Annotated in this window: 19 protein-coding genes; all 19 read right to left on the bottom strand. The window is 42.5% G+C overall.

Annotated features, from left to right (window positions below):
• Positions 1 to 38: 38 nt before the first annotated feature.
• A complete protein-coding gene (locus ELZ47_RS00835; protein ID WP_125330747.1) occupies positions 39 to 1448 on the bottom strand; it encodes a lipopolysaccharide biosynthesis protein in 1410 nt (469 codons plus the stop codon).
• 10 nt (positions 1449 to 1458) lie between these two features.
• On the bottom strand, positions 1459 to 2544 hold the full coding sequence (locus tag ELZ47_RS00830; protein ID WP_164549530.1) for an NAD-dependent epimerase/dehydratase family protein: 1086 nt from the start codon (positions 2542 to 2544) through the stop codon (positions 1459 to 1461).
• Complete coding sequence (ispD, locus tag ELZ47_RS00825; RefSeq protein ID WP_072074728.1) at positions 2525 to 3247, bottom strand: 2-C-methyl-D-erythritol 4-phosphate cytidylyltransferase; 723 nt, start codon at positions 3245 to 3247, stop codon at positions 2525 to 2527. The genes ELZ47_RS00830 and ispD overlap by 20 nt, the downstream gene beginning before the upstream one ends.
• Positions 3244 to 4569 carry an O-antigen polymerase gene (locus tag ELZ47_RS00820; protein ID WP_126434985.1) on the bottom strand — a complete coding sequence of 442 codons (1326 nt, stop codon included), beginning with the start codon at positions 4567 to 4569 and terminating at the stop codon, positions 3244 to 3246. Before ELZ47_RS00820 ends, ispD begins: the two co-directional genes overlap by 4 nt.
• Positions 4569 to 5492 carry a LicD family protein gene (locus ELZ47_RS00815; RefSeq protein WP_002907804.1) on the bottom strand — a complete coding sequence of 308 codons (924 nt, stop codon included), beginning with the start codon at positions 5490 to 5492 and terminating at the stop codon, positions 4569 to 4571. Before ELZ47_RS00815 ends, ELZ47_RS00820 begins: the two co-directional genes overlap by 1 nt.
• A gap of 5 nt (positions 5493 to 5497) precedes the next feature.
• Positions 5498 to 6457 carry a glycosyltransferase family 2 protein gene (locus ELZ47_RS00810; protein WP_125330744.1) on the bottom strand — a complete coding sequence of 320 codons (960 nt, stop codon included), beginning with the start codon at positions 6455 to 6457 and terminating at the stop codon, positions 5498 to 5500.
• A 91-nt stretch (positions 6458 to 6548) separates the two neighbouring features.
• Positions 6549 to 7382 carry a glycosyltransferase gene (locus tag ELZ47_RS00805; protein ID WP_185758645.1) on the bottom strand — a complete coding sequence of 278 codons (834 nt, stop codon included), beginning with the start codon at positions 7380 to 7382 and terminating at the stop codon, positions 6549 to 6551.
• Between the two features lie 10 nt (positions 7383 to 7392).
• Positions 7393 to 8253, bottom strand: coding sequence for an NAD-dependent epimerase/dehydratase family protein (locus ELZ47_RS00800; RefSeq protein ID WP_125330742.1), 861 nt, complete (start codon positions 8251 to 8253; stop codon positions 7393 to 7395).
• A 6-nt stretch (positions 8254 to 8259) separates the two neighbouring features.
• Positions 8260 to 8865 carry a sugar transferase gene (locus ELZ47_RS00795; protein ID WP_125330741.1) on the bottom strand — a complete coding sequence of 202 codons (606 nt, stop codon included), beginning with the start codon at positions 8863 to 8865 and terminating at the stop codon, positions 8260 to 8262.
• Between the two features lie 15 nt (positions 8866 to 8880).
• The gene (locus tag ELZ47_RS00790) at positions 8881 to 10683 is read right to left on the bottom strand and encodes a polysaccharide biosynthesis protein (RefSeq protein WP_125330740.1); all 1803 of its coding nucleotides are present in this window, start codon (positions 10681 to 10683) and stop codon (positions 8881 to 8883) included.
• 38 nt (positions 10684 to 10721) lie between these two features.
• Positions 10722 to 11420, bottom strand: a complete 699-nt coding sequence (locus ELZ47_RS00785) for a polysaccharide biosynthesis tyrosine autokinase (RefSeq protein WP_002905547.1) — start codon at positions 11418 to 11420, stop codon at positions 10722 to 10724.
• A gap of 10 nt (positions 11421 to 11430) precedes the next feature.
• Complete coding sequence (locus ELZ47_RS00780; RefSeq protein ID WP_002894051.1) at positions 11431 to 12126, bottom strand: Wzz/FepE/Etk N-terminal domain-containing protein; 696 nt, start codon at positions 12124 to 12126, stop codon at positions 11431 to 11433.
• A gap of 7 nt (positions 12127 to 12133) precedes the next feature.
• On the bottom strand, positions 12134 to 12865 hold the full coding sequence (gene cps4B / locus ELZ47_RS00775; protein WP_125330739.1) for a capsular polysaccharide biosynthesis protein Cps4B: 732 nt from the start codon (positions 12863 to 12865) through the stop codon (positions 12134 to 12136).
• Positions 12862 to 14370 carry an LCP family protein gene (locus ELZ47_RS00770; RefSeq protein WP_125330738.1) on the bottom strand — a complete coding sequence of 503 codons (1509 nt, stop codon included), beginning with the start codon at positions 14368 to 14370 and terminating at the stop codon, positions 12862 to 12864. Before ELZ47_RS00770 ends, cps4B begins: the two co-directional genes overlap by 4 nt.
• 204 nt (positions 14371 to 14574) lie before the next feature.
• A complete protein-coding gene (gene nrdG / locus ELZ47_RS00765) occupies positions 14575 to 15174 on the bottom strand; it encodes an anaerobic ribonucleoside-triphosphate reductase activating protein (protein ID WP_125330737.1) in 600 nt (199 codons plus the stop codon).
• Entirely contained in the window at positions 15171 to 15689 is a 519-nt protein-coding gene (locus ELZ47_RS00760) for a GNAT family N-acetyltransferase (protein ID WP_125330736.1), read from the bottom strand. The genes nrdG and ELZ47_RS00760 overlap by 4 nt, the downstream gene beginning before the upstream one ends.
• A 9-nt stretch (positions 15690 to 15698) precedes the next feature.
• Complete coding sequence (locus tag ELZ47_RS00755) at positions 15699 to 16205, bottom strand: GNAT family N-acetyltransferase (RefSeq protein ID WP_126434984.1); 507 nt, start codon at positions 16203 to 16205, stop codon at positions 15699 to 15701.
• A gap of 9 nt (positions 16206 to 16214) precedes the next feature.
• Positions 16215 to 16712 (bottom strand): GNAT family N-acetyltransferase, encoded by a 498-nt coding sequence (locus tag ELZ47_RS00750; RefSeq protein WP_126434983.1) that lies wholly within the window; start codon positions 16710 to 16712, stop codon positions 16215 to 16217.
• Between the two features lie 52 nt (positions 16713 to 16764).
• Positions 16765 to 16905: a hypothetical protein gene (locus ELZ47_RS00745; RefSeq protein WP_002911455.1), complete on the bottom strand. Its 141-nt coding sequence runs from the start codon at positions 16903 to 16905 to the stop codon at positions 16765 to 16767.
• Position 16906: the final 1 nt, after the last annotated feature.

The raw sequence follows: 16906 nt of genomic DNA, 5'->3' as shown, positions 1-16906 counted from the left end.
GTATTTAGATTGTTAAACTATTTATAATTTCTCAAACATCAACGAGTCCGCAATTGCTGGAGCAGGCCTTTTAAACTTTGGTATTTGTATATGCTGTAGGTCAGATAGACAAAACCATAGGCTGCTGCAGCTAGATAAACTGATAAAAACCAATTCGAAGCAATAAACACAAGTGTCATTAGCAACTCAACCCAGATATCTTTGACGACCTCGATCTGCATCCTCTTGGCTAAGATTAGCTCTGCCAATATACTCCTAGTCGCCAGCAGCAGTACGATAGACAGCACTGTAGCATTCAGATTGCGCAGAAAAACTGCAAAAATAAAGGTAGTAGCGAAACTTAAGAGCATGGCAATTACATTTACTTTAAAAATCTGCCTCTCCATTCGTAAGGCTTTTAAGTAGGTATTGATAAGCAGAGCCATTTTACCCTCGTAGACAGACATAGGAAAGACTAGAGCCATAAATATCAAGGACTCTCTGTAAGCCGGCAGCCAGCTGTCCAAAGCTATTTTCAGGGGATAATACAGCAAAAGCACACCAAACATAAGAACCATAAGGACATTCCGCAACTGATTGTAAATCTTAGGCAACTTGCTTTCGTCCGTCCGTTTCAAAATCGGAAAGATGACTAAACCGATAGCGTTGATAAAGGTCATGAGCAGATTGGAAATGCTCAGGGTCAAGGATACTTTCCCAAATGTAGCAATGTTCCATACCTTTTGAATCCCCATTCGAACGGTCCCGATAATGAGCATACTGGCTACATTTGATAGCATCAGATTGATACCGACAGCAATATTGCGAACCGTTTCCTGTATATCAAGCTTAAATTGATTGAGAGGTCGCAGGGCCATCTCTCGGCACAGATACATGGCATAAAAAAGAGAAACAACTCTACCAATCAAATCTGCATAGACCATAATCTTGAAATCTCGAAAGCCCACGAAAATAAAGACCAGTAAAAGCAGTAAATAGAGGAGTCGGTCTCCACTGACAACATAGGAACTCTCCTTTAGTCGATTAGTCATCTGCAGAACGTAAACAAAAAGAAAACGCAGATTGGTGACCAACGTGGTATAAACCAAAAGTGTAAAAACAAACTGACTGCTCTCATCTCTAATAAAGGCAGAAATCCCTAGTAAAAATAAAATTCCAATCCCTGTCAGATAGATCAAAAGCATGAGAAACTGAGAGAAAAACTTTTCTTTATCCAGATCAGCATACTCCAAACCACCGTAGCGAAGGTAGATTCCGTCCACCCAGCCCAGATGAACAAAACCAGCATAGGATAAATAAAAAATATAGAGTTGCCAGTATCCATACTCCTCTACACCCATAATCTTAGGCAAAATCAAGACAACCAGAGAAGAAACTATTACTGTCAGCAAATTGGACAAGACGACATAGGAAAAATTAGCTACTATTTTTTTAAATCCACCAGACAAATTTGCCCTCCTATTTCTTCCTATCTGCTGCCATGCTCTCAATCAAACGTAAAAACATGGTTTCTAAATCAGTATGAGCTTGCCAGCCCAAACTCTCAAGCTTGTCCGTATTGAGACGAATCTTAACTGTCGGATTATATCCTAGCTTTTCCACATCCTCTGCCAAATCAAAGACCAACTTCGATTCATTGCTACCGCTTAGTTCAATAACCATTTCCGCCATCTCACGAATGGAAATCGCCGTCTCTTTATTGGCGACATTATAAGCTTGACCTGCTTGACCTTTCAGCAGAATGTAAAATATGGCTTCAATAGCATCTTTGGTATAGCAATAGTTCCGAACAGTTTCCCCTTTAGTCCGGAGAATAATATCTCTCTTTTCAAGGACAGCACGCGCAAACTGTGCAAAAACTCTGTTGTCTTCATAGCTCACACCTGGGCCAAAAGTTTGTGACAAACGAGCCATTCTAACCGGCACCTGATACTGATGACAATAGCCTACACACAAGGACTCTGTCATGCGCTTGCTTTCCGAATAACTGCTACGGACACTGGTTGAATCTAAATAACCGTAATCTTTCTCGCTAATGCTGGAAGCATCAGGACTTGTCGTCCCATAGACTTCCAGAGAAGAGAGGTAAACCATACTGTGAACTTTCTTATTTTTAGCCAGCTCAAGCATTTTTTTCGTTCCATTTACGGCTAGATCAATTGTCTCCACAGGATGCTTAACGAAAAAAGAGGAGTCCGTTGCACTGGCTCCATGGATAATATAATCCAAATCTTCCTCTATCTGCCAATCTGACAGCAAGTCAGCATACACTAGCTGCAGATTCTCACTATGTAAAAAATCTTTAAATAGATCCTCCACTTTTTTCTGATTTCGTGCTAAAGCCACTACTCTGACATTGGCATCGTACAAATCGTTTAAAGCCATCAAGGCGGAAATACAGTGTCTGCCTATAAGTCCGGTTGCTCCAGTTACCAAGACTGTAACATTTCTCAGTTCTCTGAGAATAGGACTGACAGCAGCTAGGTCTTCCATATCCTTTTGTAAAATCGTATTATTTGCCATATCAACCAAAAATTTGTGCATTTTCACGCGCTTCGTAAATCGCTCTAAAGATATAAAAATCAGATGGAGTCGTAATTTTGATATTTTCGCTGCCCCCCATGACTGTATGCAGAGGGAGTCCAAAATAACGAGCCAGTGTCGCAGAATCCGTCATATCAAATTGATTCTCTGCCTGAGCTTTTAAATGCAGGGAGTGAATCTTTGAAAGCGCAAAGGTTTGAGGGGCGACAGCTGTCTGGCAAGTGGAACGCTCGATAACCTGATTAATAACATCCGCCTCATCGACCTGAATAACTGTTTCGATAACCGGCTTAACCGTAATAGCTGCCCCATACTTTTTTGCTGCCTCAATATTTTTAGAAATGATTCCCCCGTCAATCAAAGGGCGAACACCATCATGAATCAACACATAGTCGTCATCATTCTTGTACTTTTCCCGTAAAACAGCGAGACCATTAAAGATAGACATTTGTCCAGTCTCTCCACCAGGAACCACTTGACTGACTTTTTTAATATTGAATCGAGCTAATAAATCTCTGCAGTAGTCCAGCCAGCCGTCTACACAGACAACCACAATGTCCGATACTGCCGGATGGTCTTCAAAGTGCTCAATCGTATGAATAATAATAGGCTTACCATGCAACTCTAAAAACTGCTTGGGCAAGGTCTTAGTATTCATGCGGCTGCCTGTGCCGCCTGCAAATATCAGAGCCGATGTCGTCATACCGATACTTTCCTTCCTCTCGTTGTAAATCGTACTCTACTCAGTAAATCAGCTGCCATATAAATCACAAAAGCATAGATAATCCGATTAATATGGGTTGTCAGCAATGACAGCAAAGTTTCCTGAAAGAATGAAATGACTAAAGGATACGCAAATAAAGCGAAAACAATAACCTTTAGCGGGGTGAAATAGCGTTTTTTGATAGAATAGTAGAAACTTCCGTAAAAGAAGCCATATAAAAGCTGAAAGATAAGGACTGAGAAATAGCCAAAATCCTTGATAAAGTAGTAATAAATTGTGTAAACATTGGTTTTATCGTCGTTAAAATGAACAACAGGCAAGAAAGGTGTCAGATCATGGCTAGACAGACCGAGGGATTTCAATGTTCCATAGATAGCAATAAGAGTATTTTCTCCAAAGACTTGATTATCGCTATAAAGAGTAGGATTTTTCAGATAATAGTCTAAAGCCTGAATGGGTGAACCCATATATTTAACCAAATTATCTAAAATTCCGAACTCTGCCCGACTATCCACTCGATTGAGAACAAAGGTTCCAACCGCCATGAATAAGACAAGGAATACAAATCCAATTATCAGCAAAGATCGAAAAAGCTTCACACCATACCTGCTGTCTTTCCACGAATAATACTTCGAGAAAAACAACATATACACAATAGCATAGCCTGCAACCAAGCCCAGCAACTCCGTACGTCCGGTAGACAAGAGGGAAACACCTAAAGAAATCAGACTAACCAGCAGTAACTTTCCCTTGTAAAAAATGCCATCTTTTCCCGAAAAAAGAGACTCACAGAAAAAATAGAAGAAAACAATTCCTAAGGAAAAGTTAACCCGCAACAAATTGAGGCTAAGACGACTAAGAGAGAAATCATAATTTGTAGTCATATGCCGAGCCAATTCAATAGTTTTAAACAATCCCCCCGGTACCTGCTTACTCTGCGCCGCCAAATAAAGCAAATCGGAATAAATAAACCTGACCGCATAAGCCAAAAATAAGAGAACTAAAATAATGAAAAAATTACTCACCTTTATTTGACTAGGTTTGGCGTCCAACTTCCTCTCAGCAAACAAATTCGATGACAACAGGACTCCCATTAAAAAAATGGCATTTCCAACAAAGATAACTGTGACCGTTATCAGAGAAAGTCCCTCTCCCCATTTGGATGAATAAAATGCAGTAAAAATGCTTGCTATCATCCATATTGCCAGATATATAAAAGCCGGGTTAGCGTAGTCTCTTCCTACTGTTTTGATTGTCAAAAACAATAGGAAAAGGCCTCCCAAAATTAGTAAAAAAACCATTATCTTCCTTCTATTAATTCAACCCAATTATCTCTCAGTCTGACATGACGTTCTGTCTGTTCTTTTCTTTCAGGCGGTGTCATGTAATCACCGTAGCGATTAGTCAGATACTTGTCCGCATCATTAGGTCCATCGAACTCATAGCCTTCAAAGGAATACTTCTTAGCTGGATAGAAACTTTCATAATCGATTGTCTCTCCCAAATAGCCTTTGACACCATAAGCAATTGTTATTTTTGAAGTCTTCTTATTAGACTGGATGAGTTTTTCCATCAACTTATACATATTAGCCGGCCCCATGATAAAAGAAGGGAAGCCTATCAGTCTTCTAATCCAAAGATTTTGTCTGAGTTCTTTGGATTCTTTAGCCATATAGGTCAGATGCGGAGTAAACTTCGTATAGCAGCGCGAGCTGTTGTGTGACAAATCCAAGGCTCTGAATAGAAGACCTTTGAGCTTGCGAAGCATGTTATTCTCTGGGACAAAGTCAATTGGCAGCATATCAAGATAAAGATGTTTCTTTTTACTGAAACCTTCTCCTAAAACATCATAGTAGGTCAGTGACTTGCTCTGCAGCTTTAGAACCTTAAAGACACTGTCTGTCGCATCCGCAGGCGAGATCAGCTCGAAGTCCTCGCTGTCCGCAAAGATTTCCTGCAAACGATTGTAGTCCTCTCGGAACATCACTAAGTCGATATCATCGTCCCAAGGGATATAGCCCCCATGTCGCAAAGAACCAATCAAGGTCCCTGCAACCATGTAGGAATGAATATGATGCCGACGACACTCTGCATCAAATTTTTTATACATTTGTAAATAGGCTTTTTGCAAAACCTTTAATTTATCATCCGTAATTTTCTGATACATGGGGCTGAAGCGTTCTCCCAAAGCCAACTCCCATTCAATCTTACTGGTTCCTCTCATTTTTCTTACCTCCCAAACTTTTTCAATAATCTCCTAGCAAGTCCATTCAGTGAGTAGGTGTATACCAAATCACTGATGAAATCTTTTATTGTTCGATACTCCCTTATTTGAAACATTAGGCCCAAAGCCCAAAATGGATTTCTAGACTGTAATAATTTCAGTCTAAGATTGGTCAAGGCCAAAGCCCTAGTAACCTGGCGATGATCCGCCTCAGAAATCTGTCGCTCCTCTGCGATTTTTTTCACAGACTCATAGCGACTGATGACCTTCTGTAAATAGTTAATCCTAGATAACCTTGTTTTGTTAAAACTAAGCGACGACGCAGACTGGGTTACATTCGCCTGATGAATGCGATGCTGATCTAGAAGCTGGTCCAAGCAAACAACTTTTCCATACAATGGAGCCAGCATACCAAATAAAACGTCATGATAATCAAATCCAGGATAATCCGTATATTGCTGCTGCAAGATATCAGCCAGTACCGACTTTCTAAAAGCTGTCTGATAACCTGACGGCCATTTTTTCAGAAGCCAAGCTAGATTTCTTTCTTGCCTGTCTCCTGAAACCTTGGGCTCCTTGATGACCTGACCATTTTGATCAATCAAGTAAGACTGGCCATACACCATAGCAGCGTCTGTTTCTAACAGCACTTTCTGCAAGGCAGCTGTTTTATCAGGCAGCCATTTATCATCCTGATCAGCGAAAAAAACAATATCGTGCTCAGCTAAACTCGCTAATTTTATAAAAGTTCGATAATGGCCCAAATTTTCCTGATTTTCAATCAACTGCCAATCAGTCAGTTGGTGCTTGGTGACGTAGTCCTTGATTAGTGCCACTGTCTGATCTGTCGAACAGTCATCACAGATAATGACCTGATCAGGCTTCAGCTTTTGAGTGCGGATAGAGTCTAGTTGCTCCAAAATAAAATCCGCCCCATTATAGGTCGCCATCACGACAGAAATCATTTCTCCCTCCTTCCTAAACTTTTCATCCTATATCCCCCTAACTCCTAGCTTTCTCCCTGTCTAAGCTAGACTGCTCTGTCTGTAAAGAAGATTACTTTCTTCTAAGCAGATACTTATAAATAAACGCTTTTATCCAAATAGGCGTTCCCACAAAAGCGCGAATCATCAACATATTTTGATAATATTGCCCTTGGTTCAACATACCATGTGACAGCAAAAAAGTGTTGACTACTTTCCAGCTGGCAATCTGCTCTGTCTGGCTTCTTCTCGTATGCATGCCGTTTCCGACGCGAGCATAAACCAAGACCCGATTAAGATTGGCGAAACGACAGCCCTGAGCAGCCATTCTCGCCCAAAGATAATAGTCTTCCACTAAAGGCAAGGGCTTGTAATTGCCTGCTTTTAAAACAGATGATTTCTTAAAAAAGACCGTCATGTGACAGAAAGGATTTCTCCGTTGCAACCTTTTTATAATCTCTTCATGGGAAAGCGGCATTTGTTTCTCTGCCACTATTTGATCTGGTTCCGTGTCAAATTCTATGATATTGCCACCCAAAACATCTAACTGCGGATGCTGCTCAATATAGTCCACTTGTTGCTGGAAACGGTCCGGTGTCGCAATGTCATCTGTATCCATTCTAGCAATCCAATCATAAGAGCAAGCCTCAACTCCCCGATGCAAAGCTTCTCCCAATCCGACATTTTCCTTTAAGAGTAGAACTTTCATCTCTGGAAATGTTTCCTTGAAATCTTGAATCGTCTGATAAAGCTCTTCTGTCAGCGACCCATCCTCTACCAGGACAAGCTCATCTGGCTTTCGGCTCTGCTCTATAAGAACGCTATTTAGACTCTTTCTTAAGAAATCCGGATTCTCCCTCTGATAGACAGACATCAATACCGAAAACTTCACTAACAATCCCCCCATTCATCCTAAACTAGTTTCCCTTCTCCGTCTTCTCAATAGACCTCCTAAAATCTGCCACCTGATAAGACTGAGAATAGCTAGACATCTCTTTTTCATAAGTTAAATCTGAAAACAGCTTATTTAGAGTCGAAACATAGCGGGACAATCTTTTTAAAATCCAGTTAAATGCAGGCAGCAAGACTACTCTCTGACCATGAGTCCGTTTTATTTCTTTGACTAGCTGAGAGGTATTGACATAGTCCTGATTTTGAGGATAGAAAACACCGCTGTCTTGATTCTGAACAATCAGTCTGATAAACTCACAAAGGTTATCAATATAAATCATACTACGTTCATTCTGAACCAAAGGGAAGACTGGTAGCTTCTGAGCCAACTTTGACAGTCGCTTATAATTTCCCTTAGTTTGATGACCATAAACCATGGGCGGCCGTAAAACTGCTAATTTGAAATCTTCGCTCTCCAATTCCGCTAGAAGTTGCTCAGCAGCTAGTTTGCTTTTGCCATAAAAAGAATCAGGACTCTCTTGTGTCTCCTTTGTGATAACCCGATCTCCCAAAATTTCGCCATAGACGCTCATGCTGCTCATAAAGATAAACTGTTTGACACCTTCGCGTTTAGCCTTTTGAGCCAATTCATAAGGTAGCTGAGTATTGACTTGATTATATACCGATTCCATCTCTTTTGATGGGTTGGAGATATGGACAATCGCCGCCAAATGCAAAATTACATCAAAAGACGAAAAATCTTTCTCCTTCCAGGTTTCCCCGCGGACGTCTAGCTCATCAACCTGAACATCCTCCCGTGAGGAAACATACCTCTTAAAGCTCCGGCCGATATAGCTACCCTCTCCCGTAATTAATATTCTTTTCATCAGCCTTTAATCTTTCTTTTCCATATTTCCCGTGCCGCCTTCGACAACACCTTCGCTCTTAGCAACACTCTTAATGGTTCCAAAGAAACAGCGGACATCTAATCCAAAAGACAAATGCTGGACGTAGTAGCCGTCCAATTCAGCTTTCTTGGCAATCGGCAACTCATCTCGCCCATGAATCTGAGCCCATCCTGTCAGACCTGGCAAAACATCATTTGCTCCATAGCGGTCTCGCTCTTCAATCAAATCATACTGATTCCAAAGAGCCGGTCTTGGACCTATGATACTCATATCACCCACAAAAATATTCCAAATCTGAGGCAACTCATCCAGAGATGTCTTCCTAAGAAATTTCCCAACCTTTGTAATCCATTGCTCAGGATTTTCAAGTAAATGAGTTGGAGTATCCTTAGGTGTGTCAATTCGCATCGTTCTGAATTTCAAAATATAGAAGTGTTTCTTATGCAGACCGACCCGCTTCTGTTTGAACAAAACTGGTCCTTTTGAATCCAATTTAATAGCAAGTACTAGAAACAGAAAAAATGGTGATAGGACAAACATTCCTAAGAATGACAAGACTATATCTAATGTTCGTTTAAAAAATTTATACATGATTATCCTAAAAACTTATTGCTGTGCAAACTTTACCAGGCTATCCTTGAGGTCATTTGCACCAAGAGTCAGAAGGGAGTCCACATAGGAATCCACCTCTATCTTAGGCAGTGACTGAACATTCCCTACAAAAATCTTTTCATAGACTTGATCATTAACCTTTTCCTTGGCAGACAAGAGCTCCTCATAAAGCTTTTCACCTGGTCGAATGCCTGCTTCCTGAATCTGAATCTCCTCTTCAGTATGGCCGCTGAGCGTAATCATCTTTTTAGCTAGGTCCAAAATTTTCACAGGCTCGCCCATATCCAAGACAAAAACCTCTCCCCCTTGCATCAAGGCCCCAGCCTGAATCACCAAGCGGCTGGCTTCTGGTATCGTCATGAAATAGCGTGTCATTCGAAAGTCCGTTACGGTGATAGGACCTCCCTTGGCAATCTGCTCCTTGAACAAAGGAACAACACTACCTCGGCTGCCCAAAACATTCCCAAAGCGGACAGCTGAGAAAAGAGTCTTTCCTTCTTCATTTAAACTGGTCACGACCATTTCGGCCACACGCTTAGTTGCCCCCATAACATTAGGCGGGTTGACTGCCTTATCTGTAGAGATCATGACAAATTTCGCGACACCAGCTGCCTTTGCTGCTTCTGCTACATTTCGCGTGCCATAGATATTGTTTTTGACCGCTTCTGTCGGATTGTACTCCATCAAAGGAACATGCTTGTGAGCTGCTGCATGGTACACTCGATCAGGACGATAGGTTTCCATAATATGGAAAATCCTCTCTCTATCTTGAATATCTGCAATGATTGGAATCAACTCAATATCATCTTTATAACGGCTTGACAGCTCCTTGTGAATCAAATAAATTGAATTTTCTCCATGACCTAGAAGCAGGAGCCTAGCTGGGCAGAATTGAGCAATCTGACGGCAAAGTTCCGAGCCGATAGACCCACCGGCCCCCGTAACTAGTACTGTCTTGCATTTAATATTGGACTTCAAACTTTGCTGATCCAGCTTAACTTCTTTACGCCCCAACAGATCTGCAATGTCAATTTCCTGAAGTTTGCTGACAGATAGTTTCCCCGTAATTACCTGTTCATACTTAGGCATGGCATTGACCTTGACCTCCGTCTGTTGGCAATACTCTACGATTCGCTCGTAATCATCCGGAGCCAACGAAGGAATGGCAATGACAATTTGTTCGACTTCATAATTCCCTACAATTTCAGGTATCTGCTCAGTTGTTCCTACAACTTTTACTCCATGAAGATACGTATTTTGCTTATTCTTATCATCATCTACAATCGCGACTATCTTTAAATCTTTTGATTTTTGCTGGGCTGTCTTGATAAAGAGACTGGCACCATCCCCTGAACCAACAACAAGGGTCTTCGTCCCATCTACTTTCTTACCCAGTAAGGCTGAAGGGTGCTGCACGAATTCATGAATCTCCCGCCAAGTCAGCCTTGAAGCAATAACCAACAAAAACGATAGCAGCATAGAAAGGACAATATATCTACTGTTTGTGGATTCGTAAAAAATTTTCTCTACAATGTATACAATCGAGTAAGCTCCCAAAATTGAGCCCCCTACTCGAAACATTGTTTTGTAATCTGTATACCTTGTAATGGTAGAAAAGACATTCGACAGTGTTGCAAATGTCAAATATAGTACAATAATCCCCATTAAAATAGAGATAAAAGACAAATCCGTTATCCCGACATATTTTGCTAAGAAGAATTTTGAAATCCCCTGACTTATACTGAGCAAAATAATATCAACAATAATTAAGATGACTCTTTTTCTCGCTCTTGTCATGTTCCTAATCTCCCAATTATCCTAAAACTCTTTATTCCCTATTTCCCATAATTGCCATAGCTGCCATATCCCCCATAAGTTCCGTAGGCACCATAGCGTTCCAAATCAATGTTATATTTATTGAGGACAACACCCAAAAAAGGAGTTCCCGTTTGTTCCAACTGCTCTTTAGCCTTCATGACCGCTTTTCGTTTAATATGGCCTGCTTGCGTCACCAAGAAGCTAGCATCGCATTTCTGGGCGATGATAGCCGCATCAATGACCAGACCAATCGGTGAAGTATCTACGATGATGTAGTCATAGCGGACACGCAAGTCAGTCAAAAGCGCTTCAAACTGCTTGCTTTGCAAAAGCCCCGTCGGATTAGGTGATACTGGACCAGATAAGATCACATCTAGGTTGTCCAGATCTGTATCGTTGATGACTTCATGCAGGGCAGCCTGTCCTGACAAATAGTCCGTCAGTCCTGATACTTTTCTCTGACTGCTAAACACACCGGACATGACTGAGTTGCGGATATCCGCATCGATCATCAAGGTCTTATGACCAGCTCTGGCAAAGGCGGCCGCGAGATTCACTGAGGTTGTAGACTTTCCTTCATTTGCCGTCACCGAGCTTATTTCGACCATCTTGATATTGGCGCCACTCAGCTGTACATTAGTACTTAGAGCATTGTAGTATTCCTCGGTTAGTTTGACAAGGTTCCTTTTTTTCCTAACTAATTCTAAGGTTGCCATTTTCTCTCCCTTACATTCTGTTCATATCTGGGATAACGCCCAACAGCGTCAAGCCCATGACTTCTTCAATGTCCTCTGGCTTCTTCACCCGATCATCCAGGATTTCTACAGCGATGATAAAGATTGACATCAGGACGCTGCCCCCTAAAAATCCTAAGATAACATTACGCCGAATATTTGGTGAAGAAGGCTCTGCTGGGACTGTTGCTTCTTCCAAAGTTGTCACATCAGAAACTTTTGTCACCTCGATAATTTTCTCAGCAGCAATATTACGGAAGGCATTGGCAATGCGAGCCGCTTCCTCTGGGTTGTCATCTTTAACCGTAATCGAAACGATACGAGTATCCGCCGGAACGGAAACGGTGATGTGACGCGTCAGCTCTCTTGGTGACGTTTGCAGTTTCAACTCACTAATTGCCTGTGACAGAACCGCCTGTGACAGAATGATTTCCTTAAAGTCCTTAACGAGGTATGAACCCGCCTGCAGGTCCTGATTAGTCAAAGCTGCCTGCGTTTCATTCTGACGGCTAACCACATAGATGCGTGTGGTGCTCTGATACATTTTCTTAGCAATAAACACGCTGTAGCCAAAAGCCAGTAAAGAAAAGAGCACCGCTCCCAATACAATGGTAAATTTCTTCAGCCATAAGGCTCTCAGCAAGGACAAAATATCGATTTCTACGATTTGCTTTTCTTGTTTTTCCATTTTTCCCCTAAATCAATTCATTTTTCAATAATAAAGCTTGGTTGCCACCAAAGAGGGCCTCTGCCCGGCGAGAACCGTATTTCTTAGCGACGATGTCAAAGGCCTCTTTCATAAAGGGCGGTCTCTGGCTTAGATTGTGCATGTCGCTGGCAACAAAGTGGACCAAGTCCTTTTCCAAAAAGAACTGAGCCCGTTTTTTCATAAATTTATGCGAGTCTCCAAGCAGCTTAGGCTTCAGAACACTGGAGCTGTTAATCTGAGTATAGCAGCCCATATTAATGAGTTCCTGCACCTTCTTTTCATCATTTTCCAGGCAGTGATAGCGCTCAATATGAGCCACGACTGGGGTTAGACCTAAGCGCAAAATCTGAGCTAGACCTGTATGGATGTCTTTATAAGGCGTCGCCATGCTAAACTCAATCAGCACATAGCGTGTGCCTGCTAGACTGGGGAAAATCCCCTTTTCCAACTTATCCGCCACATCGCTAGTGTAGTAAACCTCTGCCCCATAGAGAACCGTCAAGTCAGGCGCTACAAGCTCTGCCAGTTCTTTTACCATTTTAAAATTAGCGCTAATGGTCTCTTCAGGCGTTTCAAACATACCCTTTCTGCGATGAGAAGTAGAGATGATGGTCCGAACTCCCTGTCGATAACTTTCTTCCAGCAGTTTTTTAGAATCCTCAAAATTCTTAGGACCATCGTCCACATCAAAGATAATATGAGAATGGATATCAATCATGGTGTTTTCCCTTCCATTACCTGCTGAATCGCTGCCTTAGCATTATCAAGGCTTTCCGGTTGGATTTCCATCATATAGAGATTGGAATCTGGCATAGCATAGGATGGTAAATCCATACGACCGTTTCCGCTGATGGCTTGTGATTGAACTTGATAGCTTCCCCCTGATTCCAGTTGGGTATTGACCAGATTCATAAGAACAGGCAGCTCCATATTGGTCTGGATAGAGTCCTGCAAGCCGGAAATAATCTCGTTGTAGTTCTTCAAAGCACTGGTTGAAGTCAGCTTTTTAATGACTGCTTCGATAACCTTTTCTTGATTTTTTCCGCGGTCATTGTCGCCCCCCTGAAGAGAGTAACGCTCGCGAACAAAGCCAAGTGCCTGATCTGAGTTCATATGGACTTTCCCTACTGGGAAATGATGATTGCCGTGTCGGCTGGTAAATTCTTGGTCATTTTCAACATCAATCCCTCCCAGTAGGTCTACCAGCTTGAGGAAGGAAGTGAAGTTCAAACGAACATAGTAGTCAATGCGAATACCATAAAGATTTTCCAGCGTGTGGACAGAAGCATCTACTCCGTAAATCCCTGCATGGGTCAGCTTGTCCATCTGTCCGCCTCCTCCATCTGCAATGGCTACATAAGAATCACGCGGAGTTGTAGTCAAGAGGACTTTCTTGGTCTTGCGATTAACCGTCATGATGATATTGACATCTGAGCGTGAGACAGATGAGATAGTTCCATAAGTGTCAATACCGCTGACATAGATATTGAAGACATCCGCATTGGCATCATCCCTGCGCTTGCCTGTCTCTACTTGACGGGTGATTTTATAAGTATAGATTTTCTTTATCTTTGAAGCATAATCAGCATCGTGAGAAGCCAGCATATCTCCAAATGAACTATTGAGGGCAATAGCTTCCGCCTCTTGATTGATGAGGGCCTTGTAGGCTGCAATATATGAAGAGCTGTTTTCCACTGTGAGCTCTGTCTTTTTAGTCTTCTTGATGTGGTCCAGAAGAGCCGTTACATTGTCCTTGTCTCCATTTTCAGTCGGAGCTGTCAGCTTCTGCAGTTGAGTCACATCTGATTTATCGCTGTCCGCCCGGACATAAACGGCCATTTCAATTTCAGAGTAATTTGAAGTGGAGTTCACACCTCTAGATAAGTCCATCAATTCCTTGACCCCGTACATGGCTCCTGAAGATACCAGCAAGGTCACAAACAAAAGCACCGTGGTCAGAACTTTGAACTTATTTTTCCATATAAAGAAGGCTGCCAGTAAAATAACAGCCGCCAAAAAAGCAGACAAAATAAGGTTCAGGTGATGAAACGCCAGAACATTATTTTTAAATATAGAAAAAACCAGCAAACCTGAAACCAAGCTTACCAATGTCAGTAAAGCTGCATTAAAGAGCCTAAGCTTCTTCCCCTTTTTAGAAGCAGGCACATTTCTCCTATGATGATTCATAATTCTCCCTTTTTCTCCCCTGAGATATAAATACATTTTATTATATCATAAATGCATTATGATACACTAAAATATTTAAAAATATTTTAGTTTTTTTCAAATTTTGTTGACAAAAAAGGACAGTCTGTATTAATTTTCAGTAAATTCCTTCTTCATTCTCGAAAAACCGATATTTTATACTGTTTTTGGCAACAGAAAAAAGAGGTAAAACCTCTTTTATATCAGTATGTTGCTTGTTTTTTAAAGCATCTTGTCTCTGTCAACTTGCTCATAGGCCTGGAGGCCATCATTCAGCTTGTCCCAGATGACTACCTGGCCTGACTGAAGCGACTTCTGCACATCAATGATGCGCTGATTGGAAGATCCGCGGAACTGCAGCATGAGATTCTTCTTGGTAAGGTCAAAACGACCGTCCACCAGGATATCAATCAGACTCAGCAGCTCCAACTTATCCTCCGTTTCCAGCATCATCTCCTCCCAGGCGTAGCCCGTCCAGGACCAGATATCCTTGTCCGGAAGCTCTCTCCGAATCCGCTTGACTAAGGGCAGGAGAATACCTGTATTGAGAAAAGGCTCACCGCCTAGGAGGGTCAGCCCCTGCACATAGGGTTCCGCCAAGTCTTTCATAATCTGCTCCTCCAACTCTTGGGTATAAGGAATGCCAGCGTTGAAAGACCAGGTTGCTGCATTATAGCAGCCCTCACAGTGAAACATACAGCCACTGACATAGAGGGAGTTACGGACACCTTCGCCATCTACAAAGTTAAAAGCCTTATAGTCAATGATTCTCCCCTTGCTCAGCTCCTCACTTTTCCATTCTTGAGGTTTGGGATTATTCATGACACCTCCCCATCTAGCTCTATCCAGTAACGCTGACTTCTGTCGATTGTATTTTCGTAAACACCGCCAGCGGAGAGAATCGTGCGTCGGCTGGCTTCGTTGTCTTCATCGCAGGTAATCAGCACTCGTTCTAGTCCTTGCTTTCTAGCCTCTGCTAGTCCTAACTCTAGCTGCAACTTAGCCAATCCCTTCCTGCGTTGACTGGGCCGGATAGAATAGCCAATATGCCCACCCTCTACAAATAATTTCTCATTTAAGGATAGGCGTAGGGCTAAAAAGCCCAGAGCCAAGCCAGTCTCATCAAAGGATAAAAATTTGATGGCAGGAACCCAGCCTACTGGCAGGTTGGCAGCATCCTCCTGCTGCTCTACAATCTTTAACCAATCCTCATAATCCTTTGCTTGCTTCCAAGCGGAGCCCATGCCACCGTGCATATAGGATTTTGCAGCATCGAACTCAGCAATCATCTCTAATATCGCGTCTTTATCCTCCAAAGTTGGTCGTCTTAGCTCCATGGTCCCTCCTTAATCGACATCAATCCAGTAGCGCTGACTTCTATCGATTGTATTTTCGTAAACACCGCCAGCAGAGAGAATGGTGCGACGACTGGCTTCGTTGTCTTCATCGCAGGTAATCAGTACTCGTTCCAGTCCTTGCTTTCGAGCCGCTGCTAGTCCTAATCTCAACTGCTCCTTCCCATATCCTTTGCCTCGTTGGCTGGGCCGGATAGAATAGCCAATGTGGCCACCCTCTACAAATAATTTGTCATTCAAGGATAGGCGCAGAGCTAAAAATCCTAGAGGCAGGACAGTCTCATCAAAGGATAAAAATTGAATGGCAGGAACCCAACCTGCTGGCAGCGTGGTAGCATCCTCCTGCCGTTCTACAATTTTCAACCAATCCTCATAATCCTTTGCTCGCTTCCAAGTGGAGCCCATGCCACCGTGCATATAGGATTTTGCAGCATCAAACTCCGCAATCATCTCTAATATCGCTTCTTTATCTTCCAAAGTTGGTCGTCTTAGCTCCATGCTCCCTCCTTAATCGACATCAATCCAATAACGCTCTTTCCCGCCTCGAATATCCTCTAAAGCTCCGCCATTAGCCAGAATCACTGACCGACTGGCAGCATTATCACAATCGCAAGTCACTAGGACTCGTTTTATATTTTTACTTTTGGCTACTTGCAAGCCTTGTCGCAGCTGCTCTTTTGCCAATCCTTTCCCACGCGCAGAGGGACGAATACTGTAACCGATATGCCCGCCTTCTTGGAGCAAATAGTCATTGAGCCGCAAGCGCAGATTGAGAAAGCCCACAGCCCGACCATCCGCAGCAAAAGAGATTAGTTGGATGTAGGGCACAAAACCTTGTGGCAAGCCTAGACCTGCCTCAGCTAGCTGAATAGTCTCCAGCCATTCCTCGTAGACAAAATCCGCTCCGCCAAAGAAGCCGTCCTGCCGGCTGCCAACCGCTTCAAAGTCAGCCAGCATCTCTAAAATCTTTTCCTTGTCTTCTAGTTTCGGTCGTCTCAGCTCCATAGTGCCTCCTGATACGAAGAGAGTGAGACCGCCTTGCGCCCCACTCTGACTTCTATTCTTTCTTGTTCTTTTCTAAAAATTGCTGACGCAGTTTGGCCAATCGTTCTTTCTTACCGCTGCCACCCTGCGAATGTTTTTCATGGAAACGCTGCACCTGAGCCTTTCCTTTGTCGTCCAATTGATACTTTCCCATC

This window comes from Streptococcus sanguinis (assembly GCF_900635155.1).
Taxonomy (GTDB): domain Bacteria; phylum Bacillota; class Bacilli; order Lactobacillales; family Streptococcaceae; genus Streptococcus; species Streptococcus sanguinis_G.
Note: the sequence above shows the minus strand (reverse complement) of the source record. Positions and strands in the feature narration are given on the sequence as shown.

Coding starts and splice junctions, on each gene's coding strand:
- ELZ47_RS00795 (WP_125330741.1), bottom strand. CDS start 8,865: ATGTATAAATTTTTTAAACGAACATTAGATATAGTCTTGTCATTCTTA.
- nrdG (WP_125330737.1), bottom strand. CDS start 15,174: ATGAATAATCCCAAACCTCAAGAATGGAAAAGTGAGGAGCTGAGCAAG.
- ELZ47_RS00780 (WP_002894051.1), bottom strand. CDS start 12,126: ATGGAAAAACAAGAAAAGCAAATCGTAGAAATCGATATTTTGTCCTTG.
- ELZ47_RS00755 (WP_126434984.1), bottom strand. CDS start 16,205: ATGGAGCTAAGACGACCAACTTTGGAAGATAAAGAAGCGATATTAGAG.
- ispD (WP_072074728.1), bottom strand. CDS start 3,247: ATGACGACATCGGCTCTGATATTTGCAGGCGGCACAGGCAGCCGCATG.
- ELZ47_RS00750 (WP_126434983.1), bottom strand. CDS start 16,712: ATGGAGCTGAGACGACCGAAACTAGAAGACAAGGAAAAGATTTTAGAG.
- ELZ47_RS00810 (WP_125330744.1), bottom strand. CDS start 6,457: ATGATTTCTGTCGTGATGGCGACCTATAATGGGGCGGATTTTATTTTG.
- ELZ47_RS00800 (WP_125330742.1), bottom strand. CDS start 8,253: ATGAAAAGAATATTAATTACGGGAGAGGGTAGCTATATCGGCCGGAGC.
- ELZ47_RS00760 (WP_125330736.1), bottom strand. CDS start 15,689: ATGGAGCTAAGACGACCAACTTTGGAGGATAAAGACGCGATATTAGAG.
- ELZ47_RS00805 (WP_185758645.1), bottom strand. CDS start 7,382: ATGGGGGGATTGTTAGTGAAGTTTTCGGTATTGATGTCTGTCTATCAG.
- ELZ47_RS00785 (WP_002905547.1), bottom strand. CDS start 11,420: ATGGCAACCTTAGAATTAGTTAGGAAAAAAAGGAACCTTGTCAAACTA.
- ELZ47_RS00830 (WP_164549530.1), bottom strand. CDS start 2,544: ATGCACAAATTTTTGGTTGATATGGCAAATAATACGATTTTACAAAAG.
- cps4B (WP_125330739.1), bottom strand. CDS start 12,865: ATGATTGATATCCATTCTCATATTATCTTTGATGTGGACGATGGTCCT.
- ELZ47_RS00770 (WP_125330738.1), bottom strand. CDS start 14,370: ATGTATTTATATCTCAGGGGAGAAAAAGGGAGAATTATGAATCATCAT.
- ELZ47_RS00815 (WP_002907804.1), bottom strand. CDS start 5,492: ATGAGAGGAACCAGTAAGATTGAATGGGAGTTGGCTTTGGGAGAACGC.
- ELZ47_RS00820 (WP_126434985.1), bottom strand. CDS start 4,569: ATGGTTTTTTTACTAATTTTGGGAGGCCTTTTCCTATTGTTTTTGACA.
- ELZ47_RS00790 (WP_125330740.1), bottom strand. CDS start 10,683: ATGACAAGAGCGAGAAAAAGAGTCATCTTAATTATTGTTGATATTATT.
- ELZ47_RS00745 (WP_002911455.1), bottom strand. CDS start 16,905: ATGGGAAAGTATCAATTGGACGACAAAGGAAAGGCTCAGGTGCAGCGT.